Origin of the sequence: Arthrobacter gandavensis, from assembly GCF_015355785.1 — a bacterium.
In the GTDB taxonomy this organism is placed as follows: domain Bacteria; phylum Actinomycetota; class Actinomycetes; order Actinomycetales; family Micrococcaceae; genus Arthrobacter_B; species Arthrobacter_B gandavensis_A.
Genome location: NZ_JADKYW010000005.1, coordinates 662,255 through 686,983 on the forward strand (window position 1 = coordinate 662,255; position 24,729 = coordinate 686,983).

The following is a 24,729-nucleotide window of genomic DNA, read 5'->3' on the forward strand; positions in this document are numbered from 1 at the left end:
TCCTCAGCGCATGAGCCGCGCCTGGGCATCCGTCGCGAGAGCGGAGACCTGGGCGCGCTGCGCGTGGTAGGCAAGGATCTGCAGCTCGGTAGCCATGTCCACCTTGCGGATCTGGACCTCGGGAGGGGCCTGCAGGACCACCGGCGCGAAGCTGAGGATACTCGTTATTCCGGCGTCCACCAGGCGTGTGCACATCTCCTGCGCTGCTTCGGCGGGAACGGCCAGGACGGCCATGTTGGCCCGCGTTTTTTCAAGCACGGCTTCCATTGACTGCACGTCGCTGATGCGGAGCCAGCCGACTTCCTGTCCCACGGTCAGCGGATCGGCGTCGAAGAGCGCCACCACTTCGAATCCCCGGGACCCGAACCCCGGATATCCGGCCAGCGCCCGTCCCAGGTGTCCGGCGCCCACGATCGCCACCCGCCAGTTCAGGGTCAGGCCCAGTGCGGCCGAAATCTGGCCGCTGAGATAGGGCACGTCATAGCCAACCCCGCGGGTACCGTAGGAACCCAGGTAGGAAAGGTCCTTGCGGAGCTTGGGCGAATTCACCCCTGCCGCTTCTGCGAGTTCCTCTGAGGACACCCGCTCGACGCCCTCGGTCAGCATGGTTCCCAGGACCCTCAGATACACGGTCAGCCGAGCCAGGGACGCAGGCGGAATGTGCCGTCCGTGCGCGGACACGGCCGCGCCTGCGGCGGCTGTCTCATCCGGCATACTCACTTCGGCAACTTTCCTTCGCTACGGGCTGCTCCTGCAGGCCGGGATGCCCCGGCAGGTTCTCCACTCTAGAACCGGTTCCCCCGGCGTCCAAGTGTGTTCAGCGTGCGGTCATCCTGCCAGCAGCCGGCGCAGGCGGGCTTCGTCGATTTGCCAGAAGTCGCGCTGCACGCCGTCGATGAGCAGCACCGGAATCTCTTCGGCAAAACGCACCTGCAGCTCGGGATCGTCGGTGATTGAACGTTCCTGCCAGGGAATACCCAGGTCGGCCGAGATCCGCTCGAGGACCTCGCGGGCGCCCTGGCACAGATGACAGCCGGGACGGGTCAGCAGAAGGAGCTCAGGCACTGGGGTTCCGGAAAGTGCGTCTTTCATGACCTCCAACTTAGTCTCCCAGCGGCGTTTCCGCGTACGGTCGGGGTTTTTCAGTAGACTTCTTCCATGCCCCGTCCCACGCTCGTCCGTGCCGCCGATTCTCCGGCCGCGGAAGGCACCCCGGGAGAAGCGGCCTTCTTCGACGTAGACAACACACTGATGCGCGGAGCCAGCCTGTTCCATGTGGGCAGGAAGATGTACCAGAAGAAGGTCTTCACGCTCCGTGAAGCGGCCGGATTCGCCGTGAAGCAGGTGCGTTTCATGCTCCGCGGAGAGAACCTGAAGGATGTACACAGTGTCCGGGACGCAGCCCTGGCGTTCGCCACCGGGCTGGCTGCCGAGGACGTCCGCATTCTGGGCGAAGAAGTTTATGACGAGATGATCGTCTCCAAGATCTGGCCGGGAACCCGCGCGCTGACCGAGCAGCACCTGAAGTCCGGCCGCCCTGTGTGGCTGGTTACCGGAACCCCGGTGGAAGTCGCGTCAGTCATCGCGAGCAGGCTCTCCCTTACCGGAGCGCTGGGAACCGTCAGCGAAGTCACGGACGGCCTCTACACCGGGCGTTTGGTGGGCGAGTTCCTTCACGGTCCTGCCAAGGCGGCCGGTGTGAAGGCACTGGCCGAGCAGGAAGGGCTGAATCTGGACCGCTGCTGGGCCTACAGCGATTCCTACAACGACGTGCCGCTGCTCAGCATCGTGGGACACCCCGTGGCGATCAACCCGGACGCTCGGCTGCGCCGCCATGCCCGCGACCGCAACTGGCCGGTCTACGATTTCCGCTCCGGACGCCGTGCCGCGACACTGGGACTGAAGACGGCTTCCCTTGCCGGTGCAGCCTACGGACTGTGGCGCGGTTTCTCCTGGGTGCGTTCCCGCTAGAGCGACCGCCGGAGCATCACGACGACAGTTAAAGACGACAGTAAAAGACGACAGTTAAAAGCGGAAGCCCGCCAGGTCCTGTAGGACGGCGGGCTTCGCGGCAGCTAAGAAGAACCTACTTCTTATTGCGGCGCTGGTGGCGGGTCTTACGAAGCAGCTTGCGGTGCTTCTTCTTGGCCATACGCTTGCGGCGCTTCTTGATTACTGAACCCACAGAGTCCTCACAAACTTGAATTAGGAGCCATGCCGGTCCCCGCTTCCGTCAGGCCTTGCGGCCCGCCAGCATCGGTTCCGGCAATTACTAGCCAGAATGAAACGTTCCTTAACAGGGTACCGCCTCCGCGCAGCCTTCATGGACAGCGCCGGGGCAGCCTCGAGTCAGGTTACGGACGAGAAAGTGCCTACGCTGTTCCGGACTGCCGGTCAGTGACGGCGTTGCGCAGAACCTGCTGCACCGCAGACTCCGGAACGCGGTAGGACCGGCCGAAACGGACTGCCGGCAGTTCCCCGGAATGCACCAGCCTGTAAACGGTCATCTTGGACACGCGCATGACATCCGCAACCTCTGACACCGTCAGAAACCGCACGTCCGAGAAATTGCTCTCGTCTGCCATTTTTCTTCTGTTCCTTCGCTCGGAAGCAACCTGCGCCATACAACTGGAGGCGGCGTGTCGCCTTGATGACCATCTCGTGACCGTCTAGGACCCTACTCTAGTGGCTGGAGTAACCATAGTGGAAGTTCAATCGCTCTTTCTTCGACTCCTATGACGCGTTGCGGCGGGTGCGTGCGGCCTGGGCAAGGACAGTCAGGACCCCCGCTGAGGTTTCCCAGTCCATGCACTTGTCCGTGATGCTCTGGCCGTAGACCAGCGGACCCGGATTCCCGGAGTCATGCGCCTGCGCACCTCCCACCAGGAAGCTCTCCAGCATGATTCCGGCAAGGATGCCGGCGCCTTCCGTTCCCGATTCAAGCTGGGCGGCCAGCTCCAGTGCGACTTCCGCCTGGCGGTGGTGGTCCTTTCCGGAGTTTGCGTGGCTGGCATCGACGATGAGCCGCGGGTTCAGTTCCCGGGCCGCCAGCGCCTGCGAGGCGGCAGCGACGTCCGTCGGCGAGTAGTTTGGTCCGGCACTTCCGCCGCGCAGGATCAGGTGGGTGTCCGCGTTGCCGTCAGTGCGGACCATGGAGGCACGGCCGGAGCCGTCGATCCCCAGGAAAGACTGCGGAGCCGCGGCCGCCGCGCAGGCGTCCAGGGCGATCTGCAGCGAACCGTCCGTGCCGTTCTTGAAGCCGACCGGCATTGACAGTCCCGACGCGAGCTGGCGGTGGATTTGGCTTTCGGTGGTCCGGGCACCGATGGCTCCCCAGCTGACCAGGTCAGCGACGTACTGCGGGCTGATGGGTTCGAGGAATTCGGTGGCAACGGGCAGGCCCAGCTCGCCGGCCGCAATCAGGAACCTGCGGGCCGCGTACAGGCCAGCCTCAATGTCATGGGTGCCGTCCAGATGGGGATCGTTGATCAGGCCTTTCCAGCCCACCGTGGTCCGCGGCTTCTCGAAGTAGGCACGCAGCACAATGAGGAGGTCGCCACGGTGCTCTTCCGCCACGGCGGCCAGGCGGCGGGCGTACTCCAGGCCGGCGTCCGGGTCATGGATGGAGCAGGGTCCGACGACGACGAGCAGGCGGTCGTCAACGCCGTCGAGCACCGCGCGCACGGCGTCGCGGCTGCTGCGCACGGTGGCCGCCAGCTCACCGGAGAGCGGCAGTTCGGACAGCAGCTGCTCCGGCGCCGGCAACGGGCGGAATTCACGTACGCGCTGGTCTGAGGTGGTCTTGGTGTGCTGTGTGGCGGTGAGGTTCATGGTCCCGAATCCGGTTGAGGTGGACCGGCGGGACTCAGCTTCAGAACCCGCCGGAAATGGCGAAGGACAGGGAATGATCCCTGTCCTGTTGGCTCTGAAGGTTGGCGTCAGCGAATTATCGCGCGGGCTCCTCCAGAGCCAACGAAAAATACGCATACCAACGGTTAGTCATGGGTAAGACCGTAAGCCGGTTCCTCAGGCAACGCAAATTCCCGGGTTCACAATGCCTCTGTGTGACGCAAGGGCTGCCGTTGACGGCGTAGGCTCGGGTGCCAAGAACAGCCAGCAGTGAAAGAGAGTTTTTGGTGACCTCCAAACCCCGTGCCCTGACCCGCCGGATTCCCCGTGTCCAGGATTTGGCACCCCTGATGCAGTTCAGGAAGCCACAGCTGGGAACGGCCGCCCGGCTGCAGCAGGCGAGCACCATTTGGGACCTGAGGGACATGGCCAAGAGGCGCACCCCCAAGGCGCCCTTCGACTACACAGACGGCGCAGCCGAGGCGGAAATCACCCTGCGGCGGGCGCGGGAGGCCTTTACGGACCTGCAGTTTCGGCCCGGCGTGCTGCGGAACGTCGAGACGGTAGACCTTTCCACCTCAGTACTTGGCCGGCCCTCCACCCTGCCGTTCGGCATCGCCCCCACGGGTTTCACCCGCATGATGCAGTCCGAAGGGGAATACGCCGGTTCGCAGGCGGCAGCGGCAGCGGGCATCCCGTACACACTGTCGACCATGGGGACCGCTTCCATAGAGGATGTTGCAGCTGCGGCGCCCAGCGGCAGGAACTGGTTCCAGCTCTACCTCTGGACGGACCGGGACAGGTCACTGGAGCTCATCAACAGGGCTGCGGCTGCCGGGTTCGACACCCTGATGGTCACCGTGGACACCGCGGTAGCGGGCGAACGGCTGCGGGATGTGCGCAACGGCATGACCATTCCCCCGGCCCTGACACTGAAGACCGTGCTCGATGCCTCCTACCGGCCGGCCTGGTGGTTCAACTTCCTGACCCATGAGCCGCTGTCCTTTGCCTCACTGAACCGGTACTCCGGAACAGTCGCGGAACTGATCAACTCCATGTTCGACCCCACCCTCACGTATGAGGACCTTGACTGGCTGCGCGGGGTCTGGAAGGGAAACCTGGTGGTCAAGGGAGTACAGACCCTCGAGGACGCCCAGCGGGCGGTCGACCACGGTGCTGACGGGATTGTGCTCTCCAACCACGGCGGGCGCCAGCTGGACCGGGCACCCATTCCGCTGCAGCTGCTGCCGGAGGTGGCCGCCCGGCTCAAGGGCAAGACGAGCATCATCCTGGACACCGGAATCATGAACGGCGGGGACATCGTCGCAGCCTTGGCCCTCGGCGCTGATTTCACCCTCATCGGCCGCGCCTACCTGTACGGCCTCATGGCCGGAGGGCGGGCGGGCGTGGACCGCAGCATCGGCATCCTGGCCTCCCAGGCAGCCCGGACCATGGCCCTGATGGGCGTGGCCGGCGTCAGCGAACTGACACCGGACCACGTACGGCTGGGATCTGTGCGCTAGATAACGCCCAGGGCCAGCATCGCATCGGCAACCTTCACGAAACCGCCGATGTTGGCCCCCACCACATAATTGCCGGGGGCGCCGTATTCGTCCGCGGTGGCGGCGCAGCGGTCGTGGATGTTGACCATGATCTGGCTTAGCCGCTGCTCGGTGTGCTCGAAGGACCAGGAGTCGCGGCTGGCGTTCTGCTGCATTTCAAGGGCCGAGGTAGCGACGCCGCCGGCGTTCGCTGCCTTGCCCGGGCCGAAGAGCACGCCCGCTTCCTGGAAGACCTCGATGGCTTTGGGGGTGCAGGGCATGTTGGCGCCTTCTGCTACCGCCACAACGCCGGACTCCAGCAGGGAGACGGCGTCGTCTTCGCTCAGTTCGTTCTGTGTGGCACAGGGCAGGGCCACATTGGCACCGGCATCCCACACTGAGCCGCCGGCCACGAAGGAGACGTTGCCCCCGCGGCGCTGGGCATACTCGGAGATGCGTCCACGCTCGTGTTCCTTGATCCGGCGCAGCAGTTCGACGTCGATCCCGGCTTCGTCCACCACGTAGCCTGAGGAATCGGAACAGGCCACAACCTTGCCGCCCAGCGCCTGTGCCTTGGCGATTGCGTTGACCGCCACGTTGCCGGAACCGGAGACAATCACCCGCTGCCCGTCCAGGCTCAGTCCGCGGGTCTTGAGCATCTCTTCGACGAACATGACCGCGCCGTAGCCGGTTGCTTCGGGGCGCACCAGCGACCCGCCCCAGCTAACGCCCTTGCCCGTAAGGACACCGGACTCATAGCGGTTGGTGATCCGCTTGTACTGGCCGAACAGGTAACCGATTTCCCGGCCGCCAACGCCGATGTCGCCGGCGGGCACATCCGTGTATTCACCAATGTGCCGGTAAAGCTCAGTCATGAAGGACTGGCAGAAACGCATGACTTCGGCGTCGGACTTCCCGCGCGGATCAAAGTCTGAACCGCCCTTGCCGCCGCCGATGGGCATGCCGGTCAGGGCATTCTTGAAGATCTGCTCAAACCCGAGGAACTTGACGATGCCGAGGTACACGCTGGGATGGAAGCGCAGGCCGCCCTTGTACGGGCCGAGGGCGGAATTGAACTCAACGCGGAACCCGCGGTTAATGCGCACGTGGCCCTGGTCATCCACCCACGGCACCCGGAAGATGATCTGCCGCTCAGGCTCGCAGATCCGCTGCAGGATTGCGGCTTCCCCGAACTCAGGGTGCTTGCGCAGCACCGGCTCCAGGGAGTCGAAGACTTCGACGACTGCCTGATGGAATTCTGTTTCGCCGGGATTGCGGCGGAAGACTTCGTCGCGCACGCGTGTGAGTGTTGCGTCCATGTGTTGCTCCTTATCGATGCCCCCACCCGTTTACCACGCTAGACCGGTCAGCGCCGGTAAGCGATCCAGGACCGGGTTGGGTGCCGCCTACGGGCGGCGACGGCGGAACTTGGGCAGAGCTCCCAACAGATCGGCTGCACGTTCCGCGGCACGGCCTACAGTTCGGCCCAGCTGCTGCTGGACTCTGGCATCGACCGCTGCTGACGGGGTTTCGGCGGCGCCGGACGGCATCTCGGCCGCGGCTGCCGCAGCAGTGGTTTGCCGTGTTGTGCCGGGAAGCCCGGCAAACAGGGAACGGCCGCGGGCATCGCTGCTGAGTCCGGCGGCGACGCCTGCCAGACGAGGTGTGGTGGCCTGGGCGGCTGTGAGTGATGGCAGATCAAATGCGCTTAGCCATAGTACTACTTCATCGAGGGGGCCGGTCTTCAGGGAGTAGTAGCGTCGCTGGCCCTCAGCCCGCATGTCGACCAGTCCGGCTTCCCGAAGGACCTTCAGGTGCTTGGATACCGTGGGCTGGCTGACCTCCAGTTCCTGGACCAGCGTCCCTACGGACTTGTCGCCGCAGCGCAGCGCACCCAGGATCTCCCGCCGGGTTCCCTCTGCTATGACAGCGAAAACATCGTCAATGACCATAGGCATTACCTTAGCGGCATATCTGTGGTGCTCCGTTTCGGCAACATCGCAGGACCGTTAGTCGAACCAGGGATCCAGCCCGTGCAGCGGGAAGACTTCCCTGCGGGTGGCCATGACGGTCCGGTCAATATCGTCATTCGGGTCATACCCGACCTCCCATGAGCGCCACCACATATCCACACCGTCCCCCATCTCTGCAGGAGTGTCGATCCCGTGCCGTTCGCGGACGTATTCCCGCCACTGCTGGGGGACGGCGGTGTTCAGCGGCATCCGGATATTCGCGGCAACTGCCAGCAGCAGCGACCAGGACCGCGGCACCACGCTGGCAACGTTGTATCCGCCCCCGCCGGTGGCAAGCCAGCGTCCCTCGCAGAACTGGTCTGCCAGCCCGGAAATGCTCAGGGCTGCCTGCCGCTGCGTGTCCACGGATACGCGCAGGTTGGAGAGCGGATCATCACGGTGCCCGTCACAGCCGTGCTGGCTGATGAATACTTCCGGTTCGAAGGCGGCTGCGAGCTGGGGAACGACGGCGTGGAATGCACGCAGCCAGCCGGCATCCCGGGTGCCGGGCGGCAGGGCAACATTCACGGCCGTGCCGGGCGCGTCCGGCCCTCCGGATTCGTTGGCGAACCCGGTCCCCGGAAAGAGCGACATTCCGGTTTCATGAATCGAGATGGTCATGACCCTTGGGTCGTTCCAGAAGATGGACTGGGTGCCGTCCCCGTGGTGCGCGTCGACGTCGATGTACAGGACCCGGGTGTAGCCGGCGTCCAGGAACCGGGCGACGGCGGCAGCGGCGTCGTTGTAGATGCAGAACCCGGCCGCCTTGCCGGCAAATGCATGGTGCATTCCGCCGGCGAAGTTGACTGCGTGGCGTGCCCGTCCGGAAAGCACCGCCTCGGCTGCGGCCAGGGAACCTCCCACAAGCCGGGCACTGGCTTCGTGCATCCCCTCGAAGGCCGGGTCATCTTCGGTGCCCAGTCCAAGGGCGGCATTGGAGGTGTGCGGGTTCCGGCTGGCTTCCCGCACGGCGGCGACGTAGGCGGGGTCATGAACCCGCGCCAGCTCGCGGTCCTCGGCGACGTAGGGGGCTCCCAGGGTGACCTGGGGCAGGTCGAAAATCCCCAGCTCCTTCGCCAGGCGGGCGGTCAGGTCCAGCCGCAGCGGACTCATGGGATGGGAGGGCCCGAAGTTATACGCCAGCAGCGATTCGTCCCACACGATGTGCGTGGGCACAGCGGTGAGGCCCAGCCCGGTACTCGTCATGCTCACAGGCTACGCGATCCGCCCACGGCGGCATGCACCGCCGGACGCCGGGTTAAGTGGTTTACTACTTGGCAGGACCCCGCACAGAACTGGACTTTTTCGACCCATGGCATCCCAACCGCAGCGCACGCTGCAGACGCGGCAGCGCCGTCCCCTCGGCTTCATCGTCGCAGGCCGGGACTTCATTGACGCAGTGGCCAGTTCTTCCCCGGCCCGGCTCGCGCTGATTGTCTTTTCCCTGGTGATCCTGGTCTTCACGGCCCTGCTGGCCCTGCCTGTCGCGTCCTCCTCAGGCCAGGCCACTGCCCTGCATGACGCATTGTTCACTGCGGTCTCAGCCGTCTGCGTCACCGGACTGACAGTAGTTTCAACGGCCACCTACTGGTCGGCTTTCGGGCAGGTTCTTATTCTTGTGGCTATCCAGGTGGGCGGCCTTGGCATCCTGACCATGGCCTCGCTGCTGGCACTGGCCGTGAACCGCCGGCTGGGCGTGCGCGGCAAGCTGATCGCACAGGAAGGCATGAACACCGGCCGCCTGGGCGAGGTGGGCAACCTGCTGCGGATCGTGGTGAGCACCACCGTGCTCATCGAACTTGCGCTGGCCGCCGTGCTGGCACCGCGGTTCATGATCCTCGGCGAATCCCCCGGCCAGGCCATCTGGCACGCCGTGTTCTACGCCGTTTCGTCGTTCAACAACGCCGGGTTCACACCCCACTCAGACGGACTGGTCCCTTACGAAAACGACCTGTGGGTACTGATCCCCATCATGGCGGGCGTCTTCATCGGCAGCCTCGGCTTCCCGGTGATCATGGTCCTGCTGCAGAGCCGGCTGCGGACCCGCCGGTGGAACCTGCACACCAAGCTCACCGTGTTGGTCTCGCTGATCCTGCTGGCCGCCGGTTCAGTGCTTTGGGCCATGTTGGAATGGTTCAACCAGCGCACCATCGCCGGCATGGGCGTGGGAGAGAAAATCCTGCACGCAGTGTTCGCTTCCGTCATGATGCGCTCCGGCGGATTCAACCTGGTGGACATGGCGGACCAGGATGCCTCCACCCTGCTCATCACGGACATGCTGATGTTTGCCGGCGGCGGCTCAGCCTCCACAGCGGGCGGCATCAAGGTGACCACCATCGCCGTCATCTTCCTGGCCATCATAGCCGAAGCACGCGGTGATACGGACGTGCGTGCCTTTGGCCGGAACATCCCGGCCGGAGCCCTGCGGGTAGCCATTTCGGTGGTCATCCTGGGCGCGACCATGGTGGCGGTGGCTACGATTGGGCTGCTGGTCGTCACGGAGGAAACCCTGCAGCCGGTACTGTTCGAAGTGATCTCCGCGTTTGCCACCGTGGGCCTGAGCATTGGGCTCAGTCCCGAGCTGCCGCCGTCGGGCAAGTACATCCTGGCCGGGCTGATGTTCGCCGGCCGCGTCGGCACGATCACCCTGGCAGCCGCCCTGGCGCTGAGGCAGCGCAAGCCGCTGTACCACTATCCCGAAGAAAGGCCCATCATTGGCTGAGAGACCGCCGCATAATGCCCCCGTCCTGGTCATCGGGCTGGGACGCTTTGGTTCCGCCACCGCCGAGCAGCTGGTGAAGCAGGGCCGCGAAGTCCTGGCGATCGAACGGGACCCCGATCTGGTGCAGAAAGCGTCAGGCAAGCTCACGCACGTGGTGCAGGCGGACGCGACCAACATCGATGCGCTGAAGCAGCTGGGCGCGCAGGACTTTTCCGCCGCCGTCGTGGGTGTTGGCACGTCCATTGAGTCGAGCGTGCTGATCACCGTGAACCTGGTGGACCTTGGCATCGAGCACCTGTGGGTGAAGGCCATCACCCCGGCGCACGGAAAGATCCTCACCCGGATCGGCGCGAACCATGTGATTTATCCGGAAGCCGACGCCGGGCAGCGCGCCGCGCACCTGGTGGGCGGGCGGATGCTGGACTTCATCGAATTCGACGACGACTTCGCGATCGTGAAGATGTACCCGCCGAAGGAGACCCAGGGGTTCACCCTGCGGGAATCCAACGTGCGCTCTAAATACGGGGTCACGGTGGTGGGGGTGAAGTCCCCCGGCGAGGACTTCACGTATGCGCAGGCCGACACCAAAGTCTCCAGCCGGGACGTGCTGATCGTCTCCGGGCACGTTGACCTGCTGGAACGCTTCGCGTCCAGGCCCTAGGTCCGTTACCGGGAAGCGCTGAGTTCGTCGGTGATCTCCGCTGAGCGGTCCGCCGCGGCCTGCATTCCGGCGGCGATGATGCCTGGCAGCCCCTGATCATCGAAAACGCCGATTGCGGCTTCCGTGGTCCCGTTGGGGCTGGTTACGGCCTTCCGCAGGGCTGCGGCGTCCGCTTCCGGCTCGGCCAGCATGGCGCCTGCTCCGGCGATGGTTTCGGCGGCCAGCAGGGCGGCCAGCTCCGGGTCCAGGCCCAGGTCCGCGCCGGCCTTCGCCATCGCCTCAGCCAGGTAAAAGGCGTACGCCGGGCCGGAACCGCTGACGGAGCCGACCGCGTTGATCTGGTCCTCACGGACCTCGACTATCCGCCCGGTGCCTGACAGCAGGGAACGGACCAGCTTCACGGACTCCGGCGTCGCAGCCGAACCCGCTGCAAGCGCGGTGACCCCGCGGCCCAGCTTCGCAGGCGTGTTGGGCATGGTTCGGATCACCTGGGCGCCGGCGGGCAGGGCGGCCTCCATGAGTTCCAGCGGGACTGCCGCCGCAACGCTGACGACGACGGCGGACGGGTTCAGGACGCCGGCCACGGTTTCCAGCATGGCGCGGACACCCACGGGCTTTACCCCGACAATGACGACGTCCGCGGATTCGGCGGCGGTGCGGTTGGCTGTGCCGTCCTCGGACTCAGCCAGCACCGTGATGCCGTGGCGTTCGCGCAGCTGCGCCGCACGTTCGGCCCGGCGAACCGTGGCGGTGATGAATTCTGCCGGGAAGCCGCCGGCAAGGATGCCGCCGAGGATGGCCTCGTTCATGGAGCCGCAGCCCAGGAATGAAAGTCGGGGTAGGTTCTGCATGCCACGATTCTTTCACGCCGCGCTGCAGAGCCTCGAAAACGCAGATTCAAAGCAGAAATCCAGGCTCTTCGGTGCCTGCGCACAACTTCGATGCCTATCGTAGGAAGTGCCTCTTGGAGGTGCGAGTGATGAAGGGCCGGTCTTCCCGGTCCGGTGGTGCCGGCGATCCGCGGACGTTTTCCCCCAACCGTCCCGTTTGACCGCCGGCACCCACTCGTTTAAGGGCTATTCGTCCAGCACCTGGTTCAGGTTCACGCGGGCGAACTCAAGCGTCTGCCGCAGCATCTCCTCCCGTTCGCCCGCTTCTTTTGCCTTGCGGGTGCTGACTTCGATCGCAACGGTGCCGGTATAGCCGGTTTCGGACAAATACTGCAGGGTTTCGGCGCAGCGCTGGGTGCCCTCCCCTGGCAGCAGGTGCTCGTCCTTGCCGTTGGGCGTTCCGTCGGTGAGGTGCACGTGGCTCAGCCGCGTGCCGAGCTTGCGGATCTCCTCATAGGAGTCCATCCCGGCGATGGCGGCGTGGGAGAAGTCCCAGGTCACATGCTCATAAGGTTCCGGCAGGGGGTTCCAGTGCGGCAGGTACGCCTTGGCCTCCCGGCCCCGAACCCGCCACGGGTACATGTTCTCCACCGCGATGGTGACGCCGTACTCCTCCGCGATGCGGCGGACGCCCTCCGCGAAGTTCTCCGCGTAGCCGGACTGCCAGCGGAACGGCGGATGGGCCACCACGGTGGTGGCACCGACTTCCGCGGCCATCGCAGCGGACAGTTCGATCTTGGTCCATGCCTTTCCCCATACCTGCTGCGTCAGCAGCAGAGTCGGCGCATGGATGGCGAGCACCGGCATCTGGTACCGCTCGATGAGGCCGCGGATAGTCTCCGGATTGCGGCTGATCTGGCTGCCGGTAACCATCACTTCCACACCGTCGTAGCCGAGGTCATGTGCCACGGCGAACGTGTCGTGGACAGAGAGCGGGTACACGGACGAACTGGACAGCGCCACGGGGATCTGCGGCAGGTTCGCCGCGGGCTGCACGTTCTGGGGGGAGGTCAGTGTCATAGTGGTGCACTTCCGTTCGATTCGCCGGCCTCAGCCAGGACCAGGGCCCCGGCTGGTACCGGTGGGAGGATGCGGGGGCCGGCCGGCAGCGGGACCGGCAGGTCAACATGCGGTGTGTCAAAGCGCAGCGTGTCGAAACGCTGCAGGATGAGTCCCTCGCGAAGCGCCCAGGGGCAGATCCGCAGGGACTTGATGCTGAAGGCTTCCATGGCTGCTTCCGCAACCAGCGCGCCGGCGAGGACCTGCGGCGCGCGCAGGGCGGAGACGCCGTCGAGCTCCGCGCGCTGGGCGGCAGTCATTCCGGCCAGCCGCGGGATCAAAGCGGTGAGGTCCGAACGGCGGAGCCTGCGGCGAACGTATGGCCCAGCGGCCGACGGCGCGGCTCCGGTAAGGCGGGCCAGGGACCGGAACGTCTTGGAGGTACCGGCAGCCACGTGCGGGGCGCCGTACTCCCTGAATTCCTCCGCGGCGTCCTGCGCCACGTCCCGGATGTAGCTGCGCAGCGCCTGCACCGCGGCCGGTCCGGGCGGGTCGCCGTGCAGCCAGTCGCGGGTGAGCCGTCCGGCGCCGAGCGGTACCGAGACAGCGACGTCGGGCAGTTCGTCCTGCCCCTGCGCCATTTCAAAGGAACCGCCGCCAATGTCCAGGTCCAGCAGGGTGCCGGCGCCCCAGCCGAACCAGCGGCGGACCGCGAGGTACGTCATGGACGCTTCCTGCCGGCCGCTGAGCTCCCTGAGCACCACTGCAGTTTCACGTTCCACGAAATCCAGTACGTGCTGGCCGTTCGCGGATTCGCGGATGGCGGAGGTGGTGAAGGCGAGCATGTCCTGCGCGTGGTGGCGGAGGGCGAAGTTCCGGGCCTCGGCCACGAAATCTGCCAGGAGGCGCTGGCCCTCGGCTGTTATTGCCCCTTCGGCGTCCAGGTGGGCTACCAGCTGCAGGGGCCGTTTGTGGGATGCGAACGGAACCGGGCGCGCGCCGGGGTGTGCATCCACCAGCAGCAGATGCACCGTGTTGGACCCGACGTCCAGGACTCCTAGTCGCATGATCCCATTATGCGGCTGTGCCGGCCGCGCACCTTTCCGGCCCCCTGTGCAAGGGTCCGCAAAACGTGCGCGGCATCCGGCACAGTCTTACTTCTTGGCCGCGGCGCGCTTGCGGACCGGCTTCTTGGCCGGACCCTTTTCGCGTTTCTCCGCGAGCAGTTCGAGCGCCCGTTCCCGGGTGAGTTCCTCGATGGCCATGGACCGCGGAACGGTGATGTTCGTGATGCCGTCGGTGATGTAGGGACCAAACCGGCCGTCCTTGACCACTACCGGCTTCTCGGAGACAGGATCGGTACCGAACTCGGCCAGCGGAGCCGCGGCCTGCCGGCCGCCGCGCTGCTTGGGCTGGGAGTAGATCTCCAGTGCCTGCTCCAGGGTGATCGTGAAGATCTCCTCCTCGGAGCCGATCGACCGGGAGTCAGTGCCCTTCTTCAGGTACGGACCGAACCGGCCGTTCTGCACCGTGATCTCGTTGCCCTCGGCGTCAGTACCCAGCACGCGGGGCAGCCGCATCAGCTTCAGCGCCTCCTCCAGGGTGACGGTGTCAACGCTCATGGACTTGAACAGCGAACCCGTGCGCGGCTTGACCTTGGCAGGCTTCTTCGGCGGCTTGGGCTTGCCGTTCTTGTAGTACTCCACCGGCTGGTTCGCCAGGTCCTCGGCCGTGGGCTCCGGAATGATTTCAATGACGTACGGCCCGTAGCGTCCGTTGCGCGCCACGATGGTGCGCCCGGTCTCGGGATCCTCGCCCAGCACCCGCTCCTCGGGGCCGGCGCTGTTCATCAGCTCGACGGCCTTCTCGGCGGTCAGCTCATCCGGGGCAAGGTCTTCGGGTACGTTGGCGCGGTCCGGTTCGGTGCCTTCCGGGGCGTCCGCCGGCAGCGGCCGCTCCAGGTACGGGCCGAACTTGCCCACGCGCAGCACAATGCCGTCCGCGATTTCAATGGAGTTCACCGCGCGTGCGTCGATTTCACCGAGGTCGTTGACGATGGTGTGCAGGCCGGTGTCTTTCCGGTCTCCGTAGTAGAACTGGTTGAGCCATTCCACGCGGCCGGCTTCGCCGCGGGCAATGCGGTCCAGGTCCTCTTCCATTTCGGCAGTGAAGTCGTAGTCCACGTAATCCGTGAAGTGCTCCTCCAGCAGCCGCACCACGGAGAACGCGATCCAGCTGGGCACCAGTGCCTGCCCGCGCTGCGTAACGTAGCCCCGGTCCATGATGGTGGAGATCGTCGCGGCGTACGTGGACGGGCGTCCAATTCCCAGCTCTTCGAGCGTCTTCACCAGCGAAGCTTCGGTGAAGCGCGGCGGCGGGGAGGTCTCGTGGCCGCTGGCTGCCAGGTCCGACGCGCTGAGCGGATCGTCCTTCTTCAGGACCGGCAGGCGTCCTCCTTCGGATCCCTCGTCCTCGTCGCGGGTGGCATCGTGGCCTTCTTCATAGGCTGCCATGAAGCCGCGGAAGGTGATGACGGTACCGGAAGCAGAGAACTCGGCGTCGCGCCCGTCCGCCGAGACGGCACCCAGCTTGACTGACGCCGTCGAGCCCTTGGCATCCGCCATCTGAGACGCGACTGTACGCTTCCAGATCAGTTCATAAAGCTTAAACTCGTCCCCGCGCAGCGAGGAGGCCACCTGCGCCGGAGTGCGGAAAGAGTCGCCGGCGGGGCGGATGGCCTCGTGGGCTTCCTGGGCATTCTTGGACTTGCCCTTGTAGACGCGGCGGGCTTCGGGCACGTACTCGGGTCCGTAGAGTTCCGATGCCTGGCGGCGGGCAGCGTTGATCGCCTGGTCCGACAGCGCCGAAGAGTCGGTACGCATATAGGTGATGTAGCCGTTTTCATACAGGCGCTGCGCAACCTGCATGGTCACGCGGGAGGAGAAGCGCAGCTTGCGGCTGGCTTCCTGCTGCAGCGTGGAAGTGGTGAACGGGGCTGCCGGCCGGCGGGTATACGGCTTGGTTTCAAGGGACCGGACAGTGAACGACGCCGACTGCAGGCCCTCGGCGAGGGACAGCGCGGCCGCTTCATCCAGGTGTGTGACGTTCTTGGACTTGAGTTCACCGCGGTCGGTGAAGTCCTTTCCGGAAGCGATCCGGGCGCCGTCGACCGAGGTCAGGCGGGCCTTGAATGACTCAGAGGACGCGGTGGAGAACGTGCCGAGCAGGTCCCAGTAGGACGCCGAACGGAACGCCATGCGCTCGCGTTCGCGCTCCACGACGAGCCGGGTCGCCACGGACTGGACACGGCCGGCGGAGAGGCCGCGGGCCACCTTGCGCCAGAGCACGGGGGAAATTTCGTAGCCGTAGAGGCGGTCCAGGATGCGGCGGGTTTCCTGGGCGTCCACCATGGAGATGTCGATGTCGCGCATTTCCTGGAGCGCGCGCTGGATCGCTTCCTTGGTGATTTCGGGGAAGGTCAGGCGGTGGACGGGAACCTTGGGCTTGAGCACCTGGAGCAGGTGCCACGCGATGGCTTCGCCTTCGCGGTCACCGTCAGTTGCGAGATAGAGTTCGTCGGCGTCCTTGAGGGCGGCCTTGAGCTCGGCAACCTTCTTCTTCTTGTCCGTGGAGACAACGTAGTAGGGCTCGAAGTCCTTATCCACGTCAACGGCGAACTTGCCCAGCGAACTCTTCTTGAGCTCGGCGGGCAGGTCCGAGGGCTGCGGAAGGTCACGGATGTGACCCATCGACGCCGTGACCTCGAAGCCCTCGCCAAGATAGCCGGCGATCGTCTTGCCCTTGGCCGGTGACTCGACAATTACCAGCTTCTTCTTGCCGGTCGACTTGTCCGTTGCCTTAACTGGCACTGTTCTCCTACGTACGGGGGTGGATCAAAACGGATGAGGGCGCGTGCTGCACCGCATGCCCGCTCATCCTTAGACAGTATGGGGAAACCCCAAGCACAAGGGTAACCATAACTGCACCGGCGGGCGGACCAGGACCAATTTAGCTGTGGGCCGGGTTACGGTTCCACGGGTTACGGTTCAGCCGGAAGGAGGAATCCGTCCAGGACCAGGTTGCGCACCTCTTCTTCCAGTCCCGCGGCGAACTCCGGATCATCCCGGCCCAGCAGCGAACCCAGCGCCGCGATGATCGCCCCGGCGGGGAGGTCGCCGTCGCACGCTGACACAAAGCCGGTCAGCTCGGTGCTCATCAGGGTGGTCCGGCGCAGGCCGGCGCCCTGGCGGAGCAGGATCACTCCGGGGTGCTCGGCTCCGGGGCGTGCATGGCGTTCCTCGGTAACGTCTTCGGCCACAACCAGGTGTTCGGCGGCAAGGTTCGGATGCGCCTGGATCCAGTCAAAACGCCCGACGGCGGCAGCCAGGTGCGGCGCGAGCGGAGACTCAAGCGGGTGGGGGATGTCTTCGAACCGGCGCAGCGGCACAGCCTGCGGATCTACCGGCCGGCGCATCCACACCGAGCCGAAACCGATGCCGGTGGTGCCGCGGGAGGTGAAATCTTCCAGGTACGCGGCATAGGAGGCGGCGTACTCGTTCCGGTCCCGGTTCTCCGCCGCGTCCCGGAGCCACATTTCCGCGTATTCGGCCGGGCTGAGCACTTCCCGCTGGATGACCCAGGCGTCCATGCCTTCCGGCAGCCAGGAGCGCAGCCGTTCGCTCCAGGCATCCTTCTCCACCGCCGCTTCGTCCGCTGAGCCCTGAATCTCCCAATTTCCCAGCATCTGGGCGATGCCGCCGGGAGCCAGCACGGATTCGAGGTTCCGGAAGAGCCCGGAGACGATCTGGTCTCCCGGCAGCCCGCCGTCGCGGTAGGTGAAGCGGTGATCCTCATCCTCGCCGGCCACCCGCGGAGTGATCACGAACGGCGGGTTGGAGACCGCCTGGTCAAACCGCTCCCCGGCCACCGGCTCCAGCATGCTGCCAAGCCGCAGCTCCACGCGCTGCTCCGGATTTTCGGGGTCCAGCCGGAGGGCGGGCGCGTTGAGCACCAGGTTGAAGCGGGTGAAGCCCAGCGCCCGCTCGGAAATGTCCGTGGCAGTGACGTGTCTGGAGTGGCCCAGCAGGTGGAAAACCTGGATTCCGCAGCCGGTGCCGAGGTCCAGCGCCCGGTCCACCGGAGCGTTGATGCTCAGCTGGGCCAGGGAGAGGGAGGCCTGCCCAATGCCCAGCACGTGGCCGTGCGGGAGGACTCCGGGGCGCTGGTGGGCGCCAAGGTCGCTGGCCACCCAGAGGTGCGTGCCGCCGTCACGTCCGTCGAACTCGTAGGGGCGCAGGTCCACGCTGGCGCGGAGCATGTCCGGGGCGTCGGGGTCCTTCTCCACCAGTCCGAGTTCCGCCAGTCCCTCCGCACCGGTGCGCGGAAACGCCTCCTGGACCTGCTGTGCAGGAACGGAGGAGCCCACCAGCCACAGTGCTGCGGCAGCTGCCACCGGTACCGGGGTGCCGCCGTCGGCCGCTGCCTTGCAGGCGAGCATGGCAGGAACCAGCTGGTCCCGGGACAGTGCCCCGCTGGCTTCTTCCCCGAGGAAGCCAGCGACGCCGTCGACCGTGTAGCCGGCCTCGGACAGGTCGGCCGCGAGGCCGGCCAGCAGCCGGGGGTTGGAGCTTTGGGGGGTGCCCGGAATGCGGGAAAAGTCAGTCACCCCTCCAGTCTAGGTTCCGCGGCCTGCCGCCGTTTCCGCCCCGTGCCTGGCTTAGGCGCGGCGCGGGATGCGGATGAAGGGCGCCAGGACGAGGCTGGCCGTGGCCAGCAGCGCCCCGATAATGAACGCCGTGTGCGCACCGGCGAACAGTGAATCCGCCAGCGCGGCCCCCTCCTCGAGCCGGTTTGCCGAGAGCATGGACAGCACGGTCACGAAGATGGTGGTTCCGACTGCACCGCCCAGCTGCTGGCCGGTGTTGAAGATGGCTGAACCGTGGCCGTAGAGCCGGGGCTCCACCGTGGCCAGGGCTGAGGAAAGCAGGCCGGTCATCAGCATCGCCAGCCCAATGCTGAACACGACATGGGAAACCGTGAACAACCAGAGCGGGGAATCCGGCGTGATGCTGACGTAGAGCCACTGTCCCAGCGCCAGCATGGCCGCGCCGGGGATGAGGACGGGACGCGGACCAAAGCGGTCGAAGACCCGCCCAAAGACGGGGCCGACGGCGGCCTGCACCAGCCCGCCGGGCAGGAGCACCATGCCTATGGTCAGGGTGTCCAGGCCCCGGCCGGTCTGGAGCATGATTGGCACAACCATGACGGTGCCCAGCAGTGTGCCCATGGCAATCATGATCATGATCGCGCTGAGCCGAAAGTTCCGGTTCCGGAACGGCGTCAGGTTCAGCAGTTCCCGGCCGGTCCGGGCCAGGCGGATCTGGCGCCGGATGAACAGCACCAGGGCTCCGGCCCCGACGATGACGCTGGCGGAGATCAGGAAAAGGTTGTCCGAAGCGTGCTCAAGGCTGGAGATCGCGTAGACCAGGAACCCGAAGGCCAGGGCGGAAAGAATGACGGAGGGAACGTCGACAGGCAGGCGGCGGGTCTGGGAGGGCAGCTTGATGAAGATGATTCCCAGCAGCAGGATCGCCACGGCAAGCGGAATCATCAGCACGAAGATCCAGTGCCAGCTCAGTGCGTTGACGATTGCTCCGGAGACAGTGGGGCCAATAGCCGGCCCCACCGAGATGACGATCGAATTCAGGCCCATGATGGTGCCGCGCTTGTGCAGCGGAACCAGGGTCAGCGTGGTGGTCATCAGCAGCGGAAGCACAATAGCGGTACCCACCGCCTGAATGATCCGCGCGATGAGCAGCACGGCGAAGGTGGGGGCGAAGACGGCCAGGGCGGTTCCGCTCAGGAAGCTGGCCAGCGCGAAGATGAACAGGCTCCGGGTGGTGAACCGCTGGAGCAGGAATCCCGTGGTGGGAATGACTACCGAAACAGTGAGCAGGAAGCCGGTGGTCAGCCACTGGCCTGCGGACGCCGTGACGTCCAGGTCCGCCATGATCGAGGGAAGCGCCACTGAGAGGACGGTCTCATTAAGGATCATGAGGAACGCGGCCAGGGCCAGCGCGCCGATGATGCCGGTCAGCTGTCTGGTGGGCAGGGCCGGACGCGGAGGTGCTGCGGGTGCCGCTTTGTGCTCGGCGGCGGGGCTTTCGGAAGTCAAGGATTCCTCGGTTTCTGTGGGACGTGAACCGGAAAATACTGTCACAGACTGACAGATTATTCTAAACAAACTGGCATACTGTGACAGAAGATATTGAGTGGCGGCCCTCCGATGAAAGCTGGAACACCGTGGGAAAACGAGACGACCACAAAGCCGCGACGAGACGGCAGATCCAGCAGGCAACCCTGGACCTGATGGAGACGGCGGGGGTGGAGGCCACCACGGTGGCCAGCATCGCAGAGCGCGCCGGGATCTCGGAGCGGACGTTCTTCCGCTACTACGACTCGAAGGAATCCGCCGCCGTTCCAGGTCAGGGCGAACTGCTGGAAGCGCTGCTCTCCCGTGACATCGACCCGTCAGCGGCCCCGGCGGAGATCCTGCGCGAACTGATCGACGCCTGCCGGCAGCAGTTCGCCTGCGAGGTGGAACAGGTTCAGTTCAGGCGGATCTCACGTCTCCTGCTGCGTGAGCCCCGGCTGCTCCAGGCAGTCTCCCGCCAGGAGATGCATCTGGTGGACACGCTGAGCAGCACACTTACGGAACCCGCTCTGTTGACCCGGATGCAGGCGCAGCTCGTGGCGGAGCTGGTTGCCTGCACCTGGCGGGTGGCGTGGCAGTGCTTCGCCCGGGAGGAGAGCGCCGGCCGGAGCTCGGATCCTGCAGACCTGTTCGAACAGGCTGTGCAGGGACTGGCGGACATCACCGCGCCTGCGGCGTTCGGCCGCTAGTCCGGGCCAGGCGGCTGCCGCCCCGGTGCTGTTGTACGGTGGTGCTTTTCCCGGCCGGTACTAGTCTTCGCAGCCGTCCGGGCAGCGCAGCGTGGAGGGATCGGCAGCGCATTCGGCACAGTACAGTGTCAGCTTCCGGCAGGACGGATTGGAGCAGTTCTCGAACTTGCTGGTGGGCGCGTGGCAACGCACGCACTCACCGATAGTGGCGGCGTCGTCGGTAAATTCCGTGTGCATGCGCTTGTCGAAGACATAGAGCGAACCCTCCCAGAGCCCTTTGTCCCCGAACGTCTCGCCGTAGCGGACGATTCCGCCCTTCATCTGGTAGACCTCGGAGAATCCGCGGTTCACCATCAGCGCCGATAACACTTCGCAGCGCACACCGCCGGTGCAGTAGGTGACAACGGGCTTGTCCTTCAGGTCGTCGTACTTGCCTGACTCGAGTTCCTTAATGAAGTCGTGCGTGGTGGATACGTCCGGAACCACGGCGCCCTTGAACTTTCCGATCTGGGCTTCGAAAGCGTTGCGCCCGTCGAAGAAGACCACGTCTTCACCGGCGGCCTTCCTGGCCTCAACCAGCTCATGCACTTCTTCGGGCCGCAGGTGGGTGCCGCCGCCCATGACACCGTTTTCATCCACCTTCAGCTCGCCGGGCGCTCCGAAGCTCACGATTTCAGGCCGGACCTTCACGCTCAGGCGGGGGAAGTCTTCGGCGGAGCCTTCGGAGTACTTGATGTCCATTTTCTTGAAGGCGGGGTACTCGCGGGTGGCTTTCACATAGGCCTTGACCGAGCTGAGTTCGCCGCCGACGGTTCCGTTGATGCCGTCCTTCGAGATCAGGATGCGGCCGCGCAGTCCGAGCTTCTCGCACAGGGCGCGCTGCCAGAGCCGGACCGCCTCGGGATCCGGAAGGGGGGTAAAGGCGTAGTAGAGAGCAATTCGATTCATGGCCACCTATTAAGGGTAGACCGGGGGGCGAAATCCTGATTTGCCGGGCCGCCCTCCCGCAGGCCGGAGCGGCAGGCTAGTGTTTCTGCATGAACGGACTAACCGACGAACTCCTGGAAACCTGGGTGAGCGGGTGGGCCAGTGCCAGGGGTTACCAGACCCGCCATGAGGGCCGGTTTCCGGCCGCGTTCCTGCACGACAAGACCAACGATTGGGAGTACTTCGCACTGGAGCCCTCCCATGACGAGTTCGCGGCATTGGCTAATTCGGCCCGGCAGGGCGCAGGGCGGTTGTTCACGATAGTGACGTCGAGGGTGTCCGAACTCCACGCTGCAGCAAACGTCTACGGGCTTGCCGTCCGGTCCACGGATGAGGTCTTCATGATGCTGCCGATGGAGAGCCAGGACGTCGAAGATCCAATTCCGCCGGAGGGCTTCAGTGTGAGGACCATCCGCAGTTCCAATGGAGGACGGGTGGAGGTTGACGCCGGGGAGACGCCGGCCGCGCGGGGGCATGTGGCGGTGGTGGACGGGTTTGCGGTTTACGACCAGATCTACACAGACCGCCAGTTCCGCAGGCAGGGGCTGGGCAGCTACGTGATGCGGGCGTTGACGGCACTCGCCCTCGAGCACGACGCCGAGACCGGGCTGCTGATCTCTCCCGCGACCGGGCTGGAACTGTACCGGTATCTAGGCTGGGAATCGCTTGCCAGTGTCATGATGTTCGAGCCGCGGCTGTAGATTCCGCCCGCCGCGGACCGGCGGTGCTCGAGTCCCGAATGTCCAGGTACCGGTGGGACAATGGCCGCGTGGCCATTTCTGATTCCCTGATCCCGCTGCTCGGCGGCGGAGCCGACCCGGAGCAGCTGGTCCACATCCACCGGATTCCCGCGCGGGAAGCCAAGATTGTGCCCTGGCCAGAGTGGGTGCACCCTGACCTTGTTGAGGCATACACGATGCTGGGGGTTCGTTCCCCCTGGCAGCACCAGGCCGAGGCAGCTGACTGCGCCCATGCCGGACGGCACACCATCATTTCCACCGGTACTGCGTCCGGCAAGTCGCTGGCCTACCAGCTGCCGGTCCTCAACGAGATTCACCGCACCGCCCTGGACGACCGGATCTCCCTGGAGCCCACCGGGTCCGTTGCCCTTTACCTCTCCCCTACGAAGGCCCTCGCCGCTGACCAGCTGGCCGCCCTTAACTCCCTCCACCTGCCAACGCTGCGTGCCGAAACGTACGACGGCGATACGGACCCGGGTGCCCGCCGCTGGATCCGGGACCATGCCAACCTGGTGCTGGCGAACCCGGACATGCTGCACTTCGGGGTCCTCCCAAACCACGCGTGGTGGGCGCGGTTCTTCCGCCGTCTGAAGTACGTCATCATCGACGAGGCGCACAGCTACCGCGGTGTATTCGGCTCCAACGTGGCCAACCTGATGCGCCGGCTGCGGCGAATCTGCTCCTACTACGGGGCGGACCCGGTGTTCATTGGAGCGTCCGCTACCTCCGCTGATCCTGCCCAGTCCTTCGGCCGGCTGATCGGCAGCCAGGTCCAGGCCTTTACTCGTGATTATTCGCCGCACGGAGCGACAACGGTTGCACTGTGGGAGCCGCAGCTCACGGACGGCAAGGGGGAGAACGGTGCCCGCGAGCGCCGCACCGTGATTGCCGAAACCTCCGATCTGCTCGCCAACCTGGTCTCCGCGCAGGTACGGACCATTGCGTTCATCAAGTCCCGCAGGGGCGCTGAAACCATTGCCGCCATTACCCGGCGGCTGCTCGACGAGGTGCACCCTTCCCTTCCGGACCGTGTGGCCGCCTACCGCTCCGGGTACCTTCCGGAGGAGCGCCGTGCCCTGGAGAATCAGCTGCGCAGCGGGCAGCTCCTAGGCATTGCCAGCACGTCGGCGCTGGAACTGGGCATCGACATTTCCGGCCTGGACGCCGTGCTCGTGGCCGGCTGGCCGGGTACCAGGGCATCCCTGTTCCAGCAGATCGGCCGGGCAGGCCGTTCCGGGCAGGATGCCCTGGCCGCCTTTGTGGCCAGTGACGATCCGCTGGACACCTATCTGGTGCATCATCCGGAAGCAATCTTCGACATCTCCGTAGAGGCGACGGTCTTCGATCCCTCGAACCCGTATGTCCTGGGGCCACATCTGTGCGCGGCGGCGGCCGAGCTGCCGCTGAGGCCCGAGGAACGGGAGATGTTCGGCCCCACGGCGGCGGCACTGCTGGATTCGCTGGTGGTGCAGGGGTACCTGCGGCGCCGCCCGGCCGGGTGGTTCTGGACCCATGCCGAGAGCGCCGCCTCGATGGTTAACCTGCGGGCGGCCGGCGGCGGTCCGATCAACATCGTGGAGGCCGAGACCGGAACGCTGCTGGGCACCATGGACGGCGCGCAGAGCCAGTACCAGGCCCACACCGGAGCCATATATGTGCATCAGGGACAGACCTTCCTGGTGGAGGAACTCAATGAAGCGGACCACTGCGCCGTTGTCACCCGGGCGAACCCCGAGTTCTATACCCAGGCCCGGGACATCACCCAGATAGAAGTCATGGAAACCGAGCGCTCCGAGCAGTGGGGCGAGGTCCAGATGTGCTTCGGCACTGTGAAGGTAACCACCCAGGTAGTCTCCTTCCAGCGCAAGGCCCTGGTCTCCAACGAAATCCTTGGCGAGGAGCCGCTGGAGCTGGAGGCCAAGGAACTGTTCACCAAGGCCGTATGGTTCATCATCGACGAGAAGCTTCTGCTGGGTGCCGGACTGGCCGCTGCTGACTTTCCGGGCTCACTGCATGCGGCAGAACATGCAGCGATCGGCATGCTGCCCCTGGTGGCAACCTCGGACCGCTGGGACATTGGCGGCGTTTCCACCGCCCTGCACGTTGACACCGGGAAGCCGACCATTTTTGTGTATGACGGCCATCCCGGCGGTGCCGGCTTCGCGGAACGGGCCTACGAAGCCGCCGCGATCTGGCTCACCGCCACTCGGGACGCGATCCGGGCCTGCGAGTGCGACGGCGGCTGCCCCTCCTGCGTGCAGTCCCCCAAATGCGGCAACAAGAACAACCCCCTGGACAAGAGGGGCGCTGTCACCTTGATCGGCGTGCTGCTGGAGAATGCGCCCAGGACCGGCGCTTCCCCGGACCAGTCCGGCAACCCGTCCGGGGAAGAACACGCTGCGGGCAAAGTCGGCACCCGTTCATAG

General features: G+C 65.5%; 22 protein-coding genes. 7 read left to right on the forward strand and 15 right to left on the reverse strand.

Annotation, left to right across the window (positions count from 1 at the left end):
- Window positions 1–3: 3 nt before the first annotated feature.
- Window positions 4–714: a redox-sensing transcriptional repressor Rex gene (locus ITX31_RS08190; RefSeq protein ID WP_194783575.1), complete on the reverse strand. Its 711-nt coding sequence runs from the start codon at window positions 712–714 to the stop codon at window positions 4–6.
- Between the two features lie 114 nt (window positions 715–828).
- Window positions 829–1,092 (reverse strand): glutaredoxin family protein, encoded by a 264-nt coding sequence (locus ITX31_RS08195; protein ID WP_194782923.1) that lies wholly within the window; start codon window positions 1,090–1,092, stop codon window positions 829–831.
- Between the two features lie 66 nt (window positions 1,093–1,158).
- Here ITX31_RS08195 and ITX31_RS08200 point away from each other — a divergent pair, with 66 nt between their 5' ends.
- Complete coding sequence (locus ITX31_RS08200; protein WP_194782924.1) at window positions 1,159–1,971, forward strand: HAD family hydrolase; 813 nt, start codon at window positions 1,159–1,161, stop codon at window positions 1,969–1,971.
- 115 nt (window positions 1,972–2,086) lie between these two features.
- On the opposite strand, the gene ITX31_RS08205 is transcribed toward ITX31_RS08200, so the two are convergent.
- The 3 genes from ITX31_RS08205 to ITX31_RS08215 all read right to left on the reverse strand — a co-directional run bounded on the left by ITX31_RS08205 (window position 2,087) and on the right by ITX31_RS08215 (window position 3,831).
- Complete coding sequence (locus tag ITX31_RS08205; protein ID WP_003792170.1) at window positions 2,087–2,185, reverse strand: 30S ribosomal protein bS22; 99 nt, start codon at window positions 2,183–2,185, stop codon at window positions 2,087–2,089.
- Window positions 2,186–2,372: 187 nt separating this feature from the next.
- Complete coding sequence (locus ITX31_RS08210; RefSeq protein WP_194782925.1) at window positions 2,373–2,585, reverse strand: helix-turn-helix domain-containing protein; 213 nt, start codon at window positions 2,583–2,585, stop codon at window positions 2,373–2,375.
- A gap of 148 nt (window positions 2,586–2,733) precedes the next feature.
- Complete coding sequence (locus ITX31_RS08215) at window positions 2,734–3,831, reverse strand: 3-deoxy-7-phosphoheptulonate synthase (protein ID WP_194782926.1); 1,098 nt, start codon at window positions 3,829–3,831, stop codon at window positions 2,734–2,736.
- 305 nt (window positions 3,832–4,136) lie between these two features.
- Here ITX31_RS08215 and ITX31_RS08220 point away from each other — a divergent pair, with 305 nt between their 5' ends.
- On the forward strand, window positions 4,137–5,372 hold the full coding sequence (locus ITX31_RS08220) for an alpha-hydroxy acid oxidase (RefSeq protein ID WP_323745618.1): 1,236 nt from the start codon (window positions 4,137–4,139) through the stop codon (window positions 5,370–5,372).
- On the opposite strand, the gene gdhA is transcribed toward ITX31_RS08220, so the two are convergent.
- From gdhA to ITX31_RS08235, 3 genes are all read right to left on the reverse strand, one after another.
- On the reverse strand, window positions 5,369–6,709 hold the full coding sequence (gdhA, locus tag ITX31_RS08225) for an NADP-specific glutamate dehydrogenase (RefSeq protein WP_194782927.1): 1,341 nt from the start codon (window positions 6,707–6,709) through the stop codon (window positions 5,369–5,371). The two genes, ITX31_RS08220 and gdhA, sit on opposite strands and share 4 nt — an antisense overlap.
- A gap of 87 nt (window positions 6,710–6,796) precedes the next feature.
- Window positions 6,797–7,342, reverse strand: coding sequence for an ArsR/SmtB family transcription factor (locus tag ITX31_RS08230; RefSeq protein ID WP_194782928.1), 546 nt, complete (start codon window positions 7,340–7,342; stop codon window positions 6,797–6,799).
- 57 nt (window positions 7,343–7,399) lie between these two features.
- The gene (locus ITX31_RS08235; RefSeq protein ID WP_194782929.1) at window positions 7,400–8,608 is read right to left on the reverse strand and encodes an acetoin utilization protein AcuC; all 1,209 of its coding nucleotides are present in this window, start codon (window positions 8,606–8,608) and stop codon (window positions 7,400–7,402) included.
- Between the two features lie 106 nt (window positions 8,609–8,714).
- On the opposite strand from ITX31_RS08235, the gene ITX31_RS08240 reads away from it, so the two are divergent.
- Together ITX31_RS08240 and ITX31_RS08245 are read left to right on the forward strand one after the other, a co-directional pair.
- Entirely contained in the window at window positions 8,715–10,124 is a 1,410-nt protein-coding gene (locus tag ITX31_RS08240) for a TrkH family potassium uptake protein (RefSeq protein ID WP_194782930.1), read from the forward strand.
- Entirely contained in the window at window positions 10,117–10,785 is a 669-nt protein-coding gene (locus tag ITX31_RS08245) for a potassium channel family protein (protein WP_091602010.1), read from the forward strand. The genes ITX31_RS08240 and ITX31_RS08245 overlap by 8 nt, the downstream gene beginning before the upstream one ends.
- 5 nt (window positions 10,786–10,790) lie before the next feature.
- On the opposite strand, the gene proC is transcribed toward ITX31_RS08245, so the two are convergent.
- The 6 genes from proC to ITX31_RS08275 form a co-directional block, all read right to left on the reverse strand.
- Complete coding sequence (gene proC, locus ITX31_RS08250; RefSeq protein ID WP_194782931.1) at window positions 10,791–11,636, reverse strand: pyrroline-5-carboxylate reductase; 846 nt, start codon at window positions 11,634–11,636, stop codon at window positions 10,791–10,793.
- A gap of 225 nt (window positions 11,637–11,861) precedes the next feature.
- Window positions 11,862–12,695 carry a sugar phosphate isomerase/epimerase family protein gene (locus ITX31_RS08255; RefSeq protein ID WP_194782932.1) on the reverse strand — a complete coding sequence of 278 codons (834 nt, stop codon included), beginning with the start codon at window positions 12,693–12,695 and terminating at the stop codon, window positions 11,862–11,864.
- Entirely contained in the window at window positions 12,692–13,741 is a 1,050-nt protein-coding gene (locus tag ITX31_RS08260) for a Ppx/GppA phosphatase family protein (RefSeq protein ID WP_194782933.1), read from the reverse strand. The genes ITX31_RS08255 and ITX31_RS08260 overlap by 4 nt, the downstream gene beginning before the upstream one ends.
- Before the next feature lie 87 nt (window positions 13,742–13,828).
- On the reverse strand, window positions 13,829–16,543 hold the full coding sequence (gene topA, locus ITX31_RS08265) for a type I DNA topoisomerase (RefSeq protein ID WP_194782934.1): 2,715 nt from the start codon (window positions 16,541–16,543) through the stop codon (window positions 13,829–13,831).
- A gap of 170 nt (window positions 16,544–16,713) precedes the next feature.
- A complete protein-coding gene (locus ITX31_RS08270) occupies window positions 16,714–18,339 on the reverse strand; it encodes a methyltransferase (protein ID WP_194782935.1) in 1,626 nt (541 codons plus the stop codon).
- A gap of 51 nt (window positions 18,340–18,390) precedes the next feature.
- Entirely contained in the window at window positions 18,391–19,848 is a 1,458-nt protein-coding gene (locus ITX31_RS08275; RefSeq protein ID WP_228529110.1) for an MDR family MFS transporter, read from the reverse strand.
- A gap of 80 nt (window positions 19,849–19,928) precedes the next feature.
- Here ITX31_RS08275 and ITX31_RS08280 point away from each other — a divergent pair, with 80 nt between their 5' ends.
- Window positions 19,929–20,576, forward strand: coding sequence for a TetR/AcrR family transcriptional regulator (locus ITX31_RS08280; protein WP_194782936.1), 648 nt, complete (start codon window positions 19,929–19,931; stop codon window positions 20,574–20,576).
- A 60-nt stretch (window positions 20,577–20,636) separates the two neighbouring features.
- On the opposite strand, the gene ITX31_RS08285 is transcribed toward ITX31_RS08280, so the two are convergent.
- On the reverse strand, window positions 20,637–21,530 hold the full coding sequence (locus tag ITX31_RS08285; protein WP_194782937.1) for a rhodanese-related sulfurtransferase: 894 nt from the start codon (window positions 21,528–21,530) through the stop codon (window positions 20,637–20,639).
- 83 nt (window positions 21,531–21,613) lie between these two features.
- Between ITX31_RS08285 and ITX31_RS08290 the strand changes: the two genes are divergently transcribed.
- On the forward strand, window positions 21,614–22,264 hold the full coding sequence (locus tag ITX31_RS08290) for a GNAT family N-acetyltransferase (RefSeq protein ID WP_194782938.1): 651 nt from the start codon (window positions 21,614–21,616) through the stop codon (window positions 22,262–22,264).
- A 68-nt stretch (window positions 22,265–22,332) separates the two neighbouring features.
- Window positions 22,333–24,729 (forward strand): DEAD/DEAH box helicase, encoded by a 2,397-nt coding sequence (locus ITX31_RS08295; RefSeq protein ID WP_194782939.1) that lies wholly within the window; start codon window positions 22,333–22,335, stop codon window positions 24,727–24,729.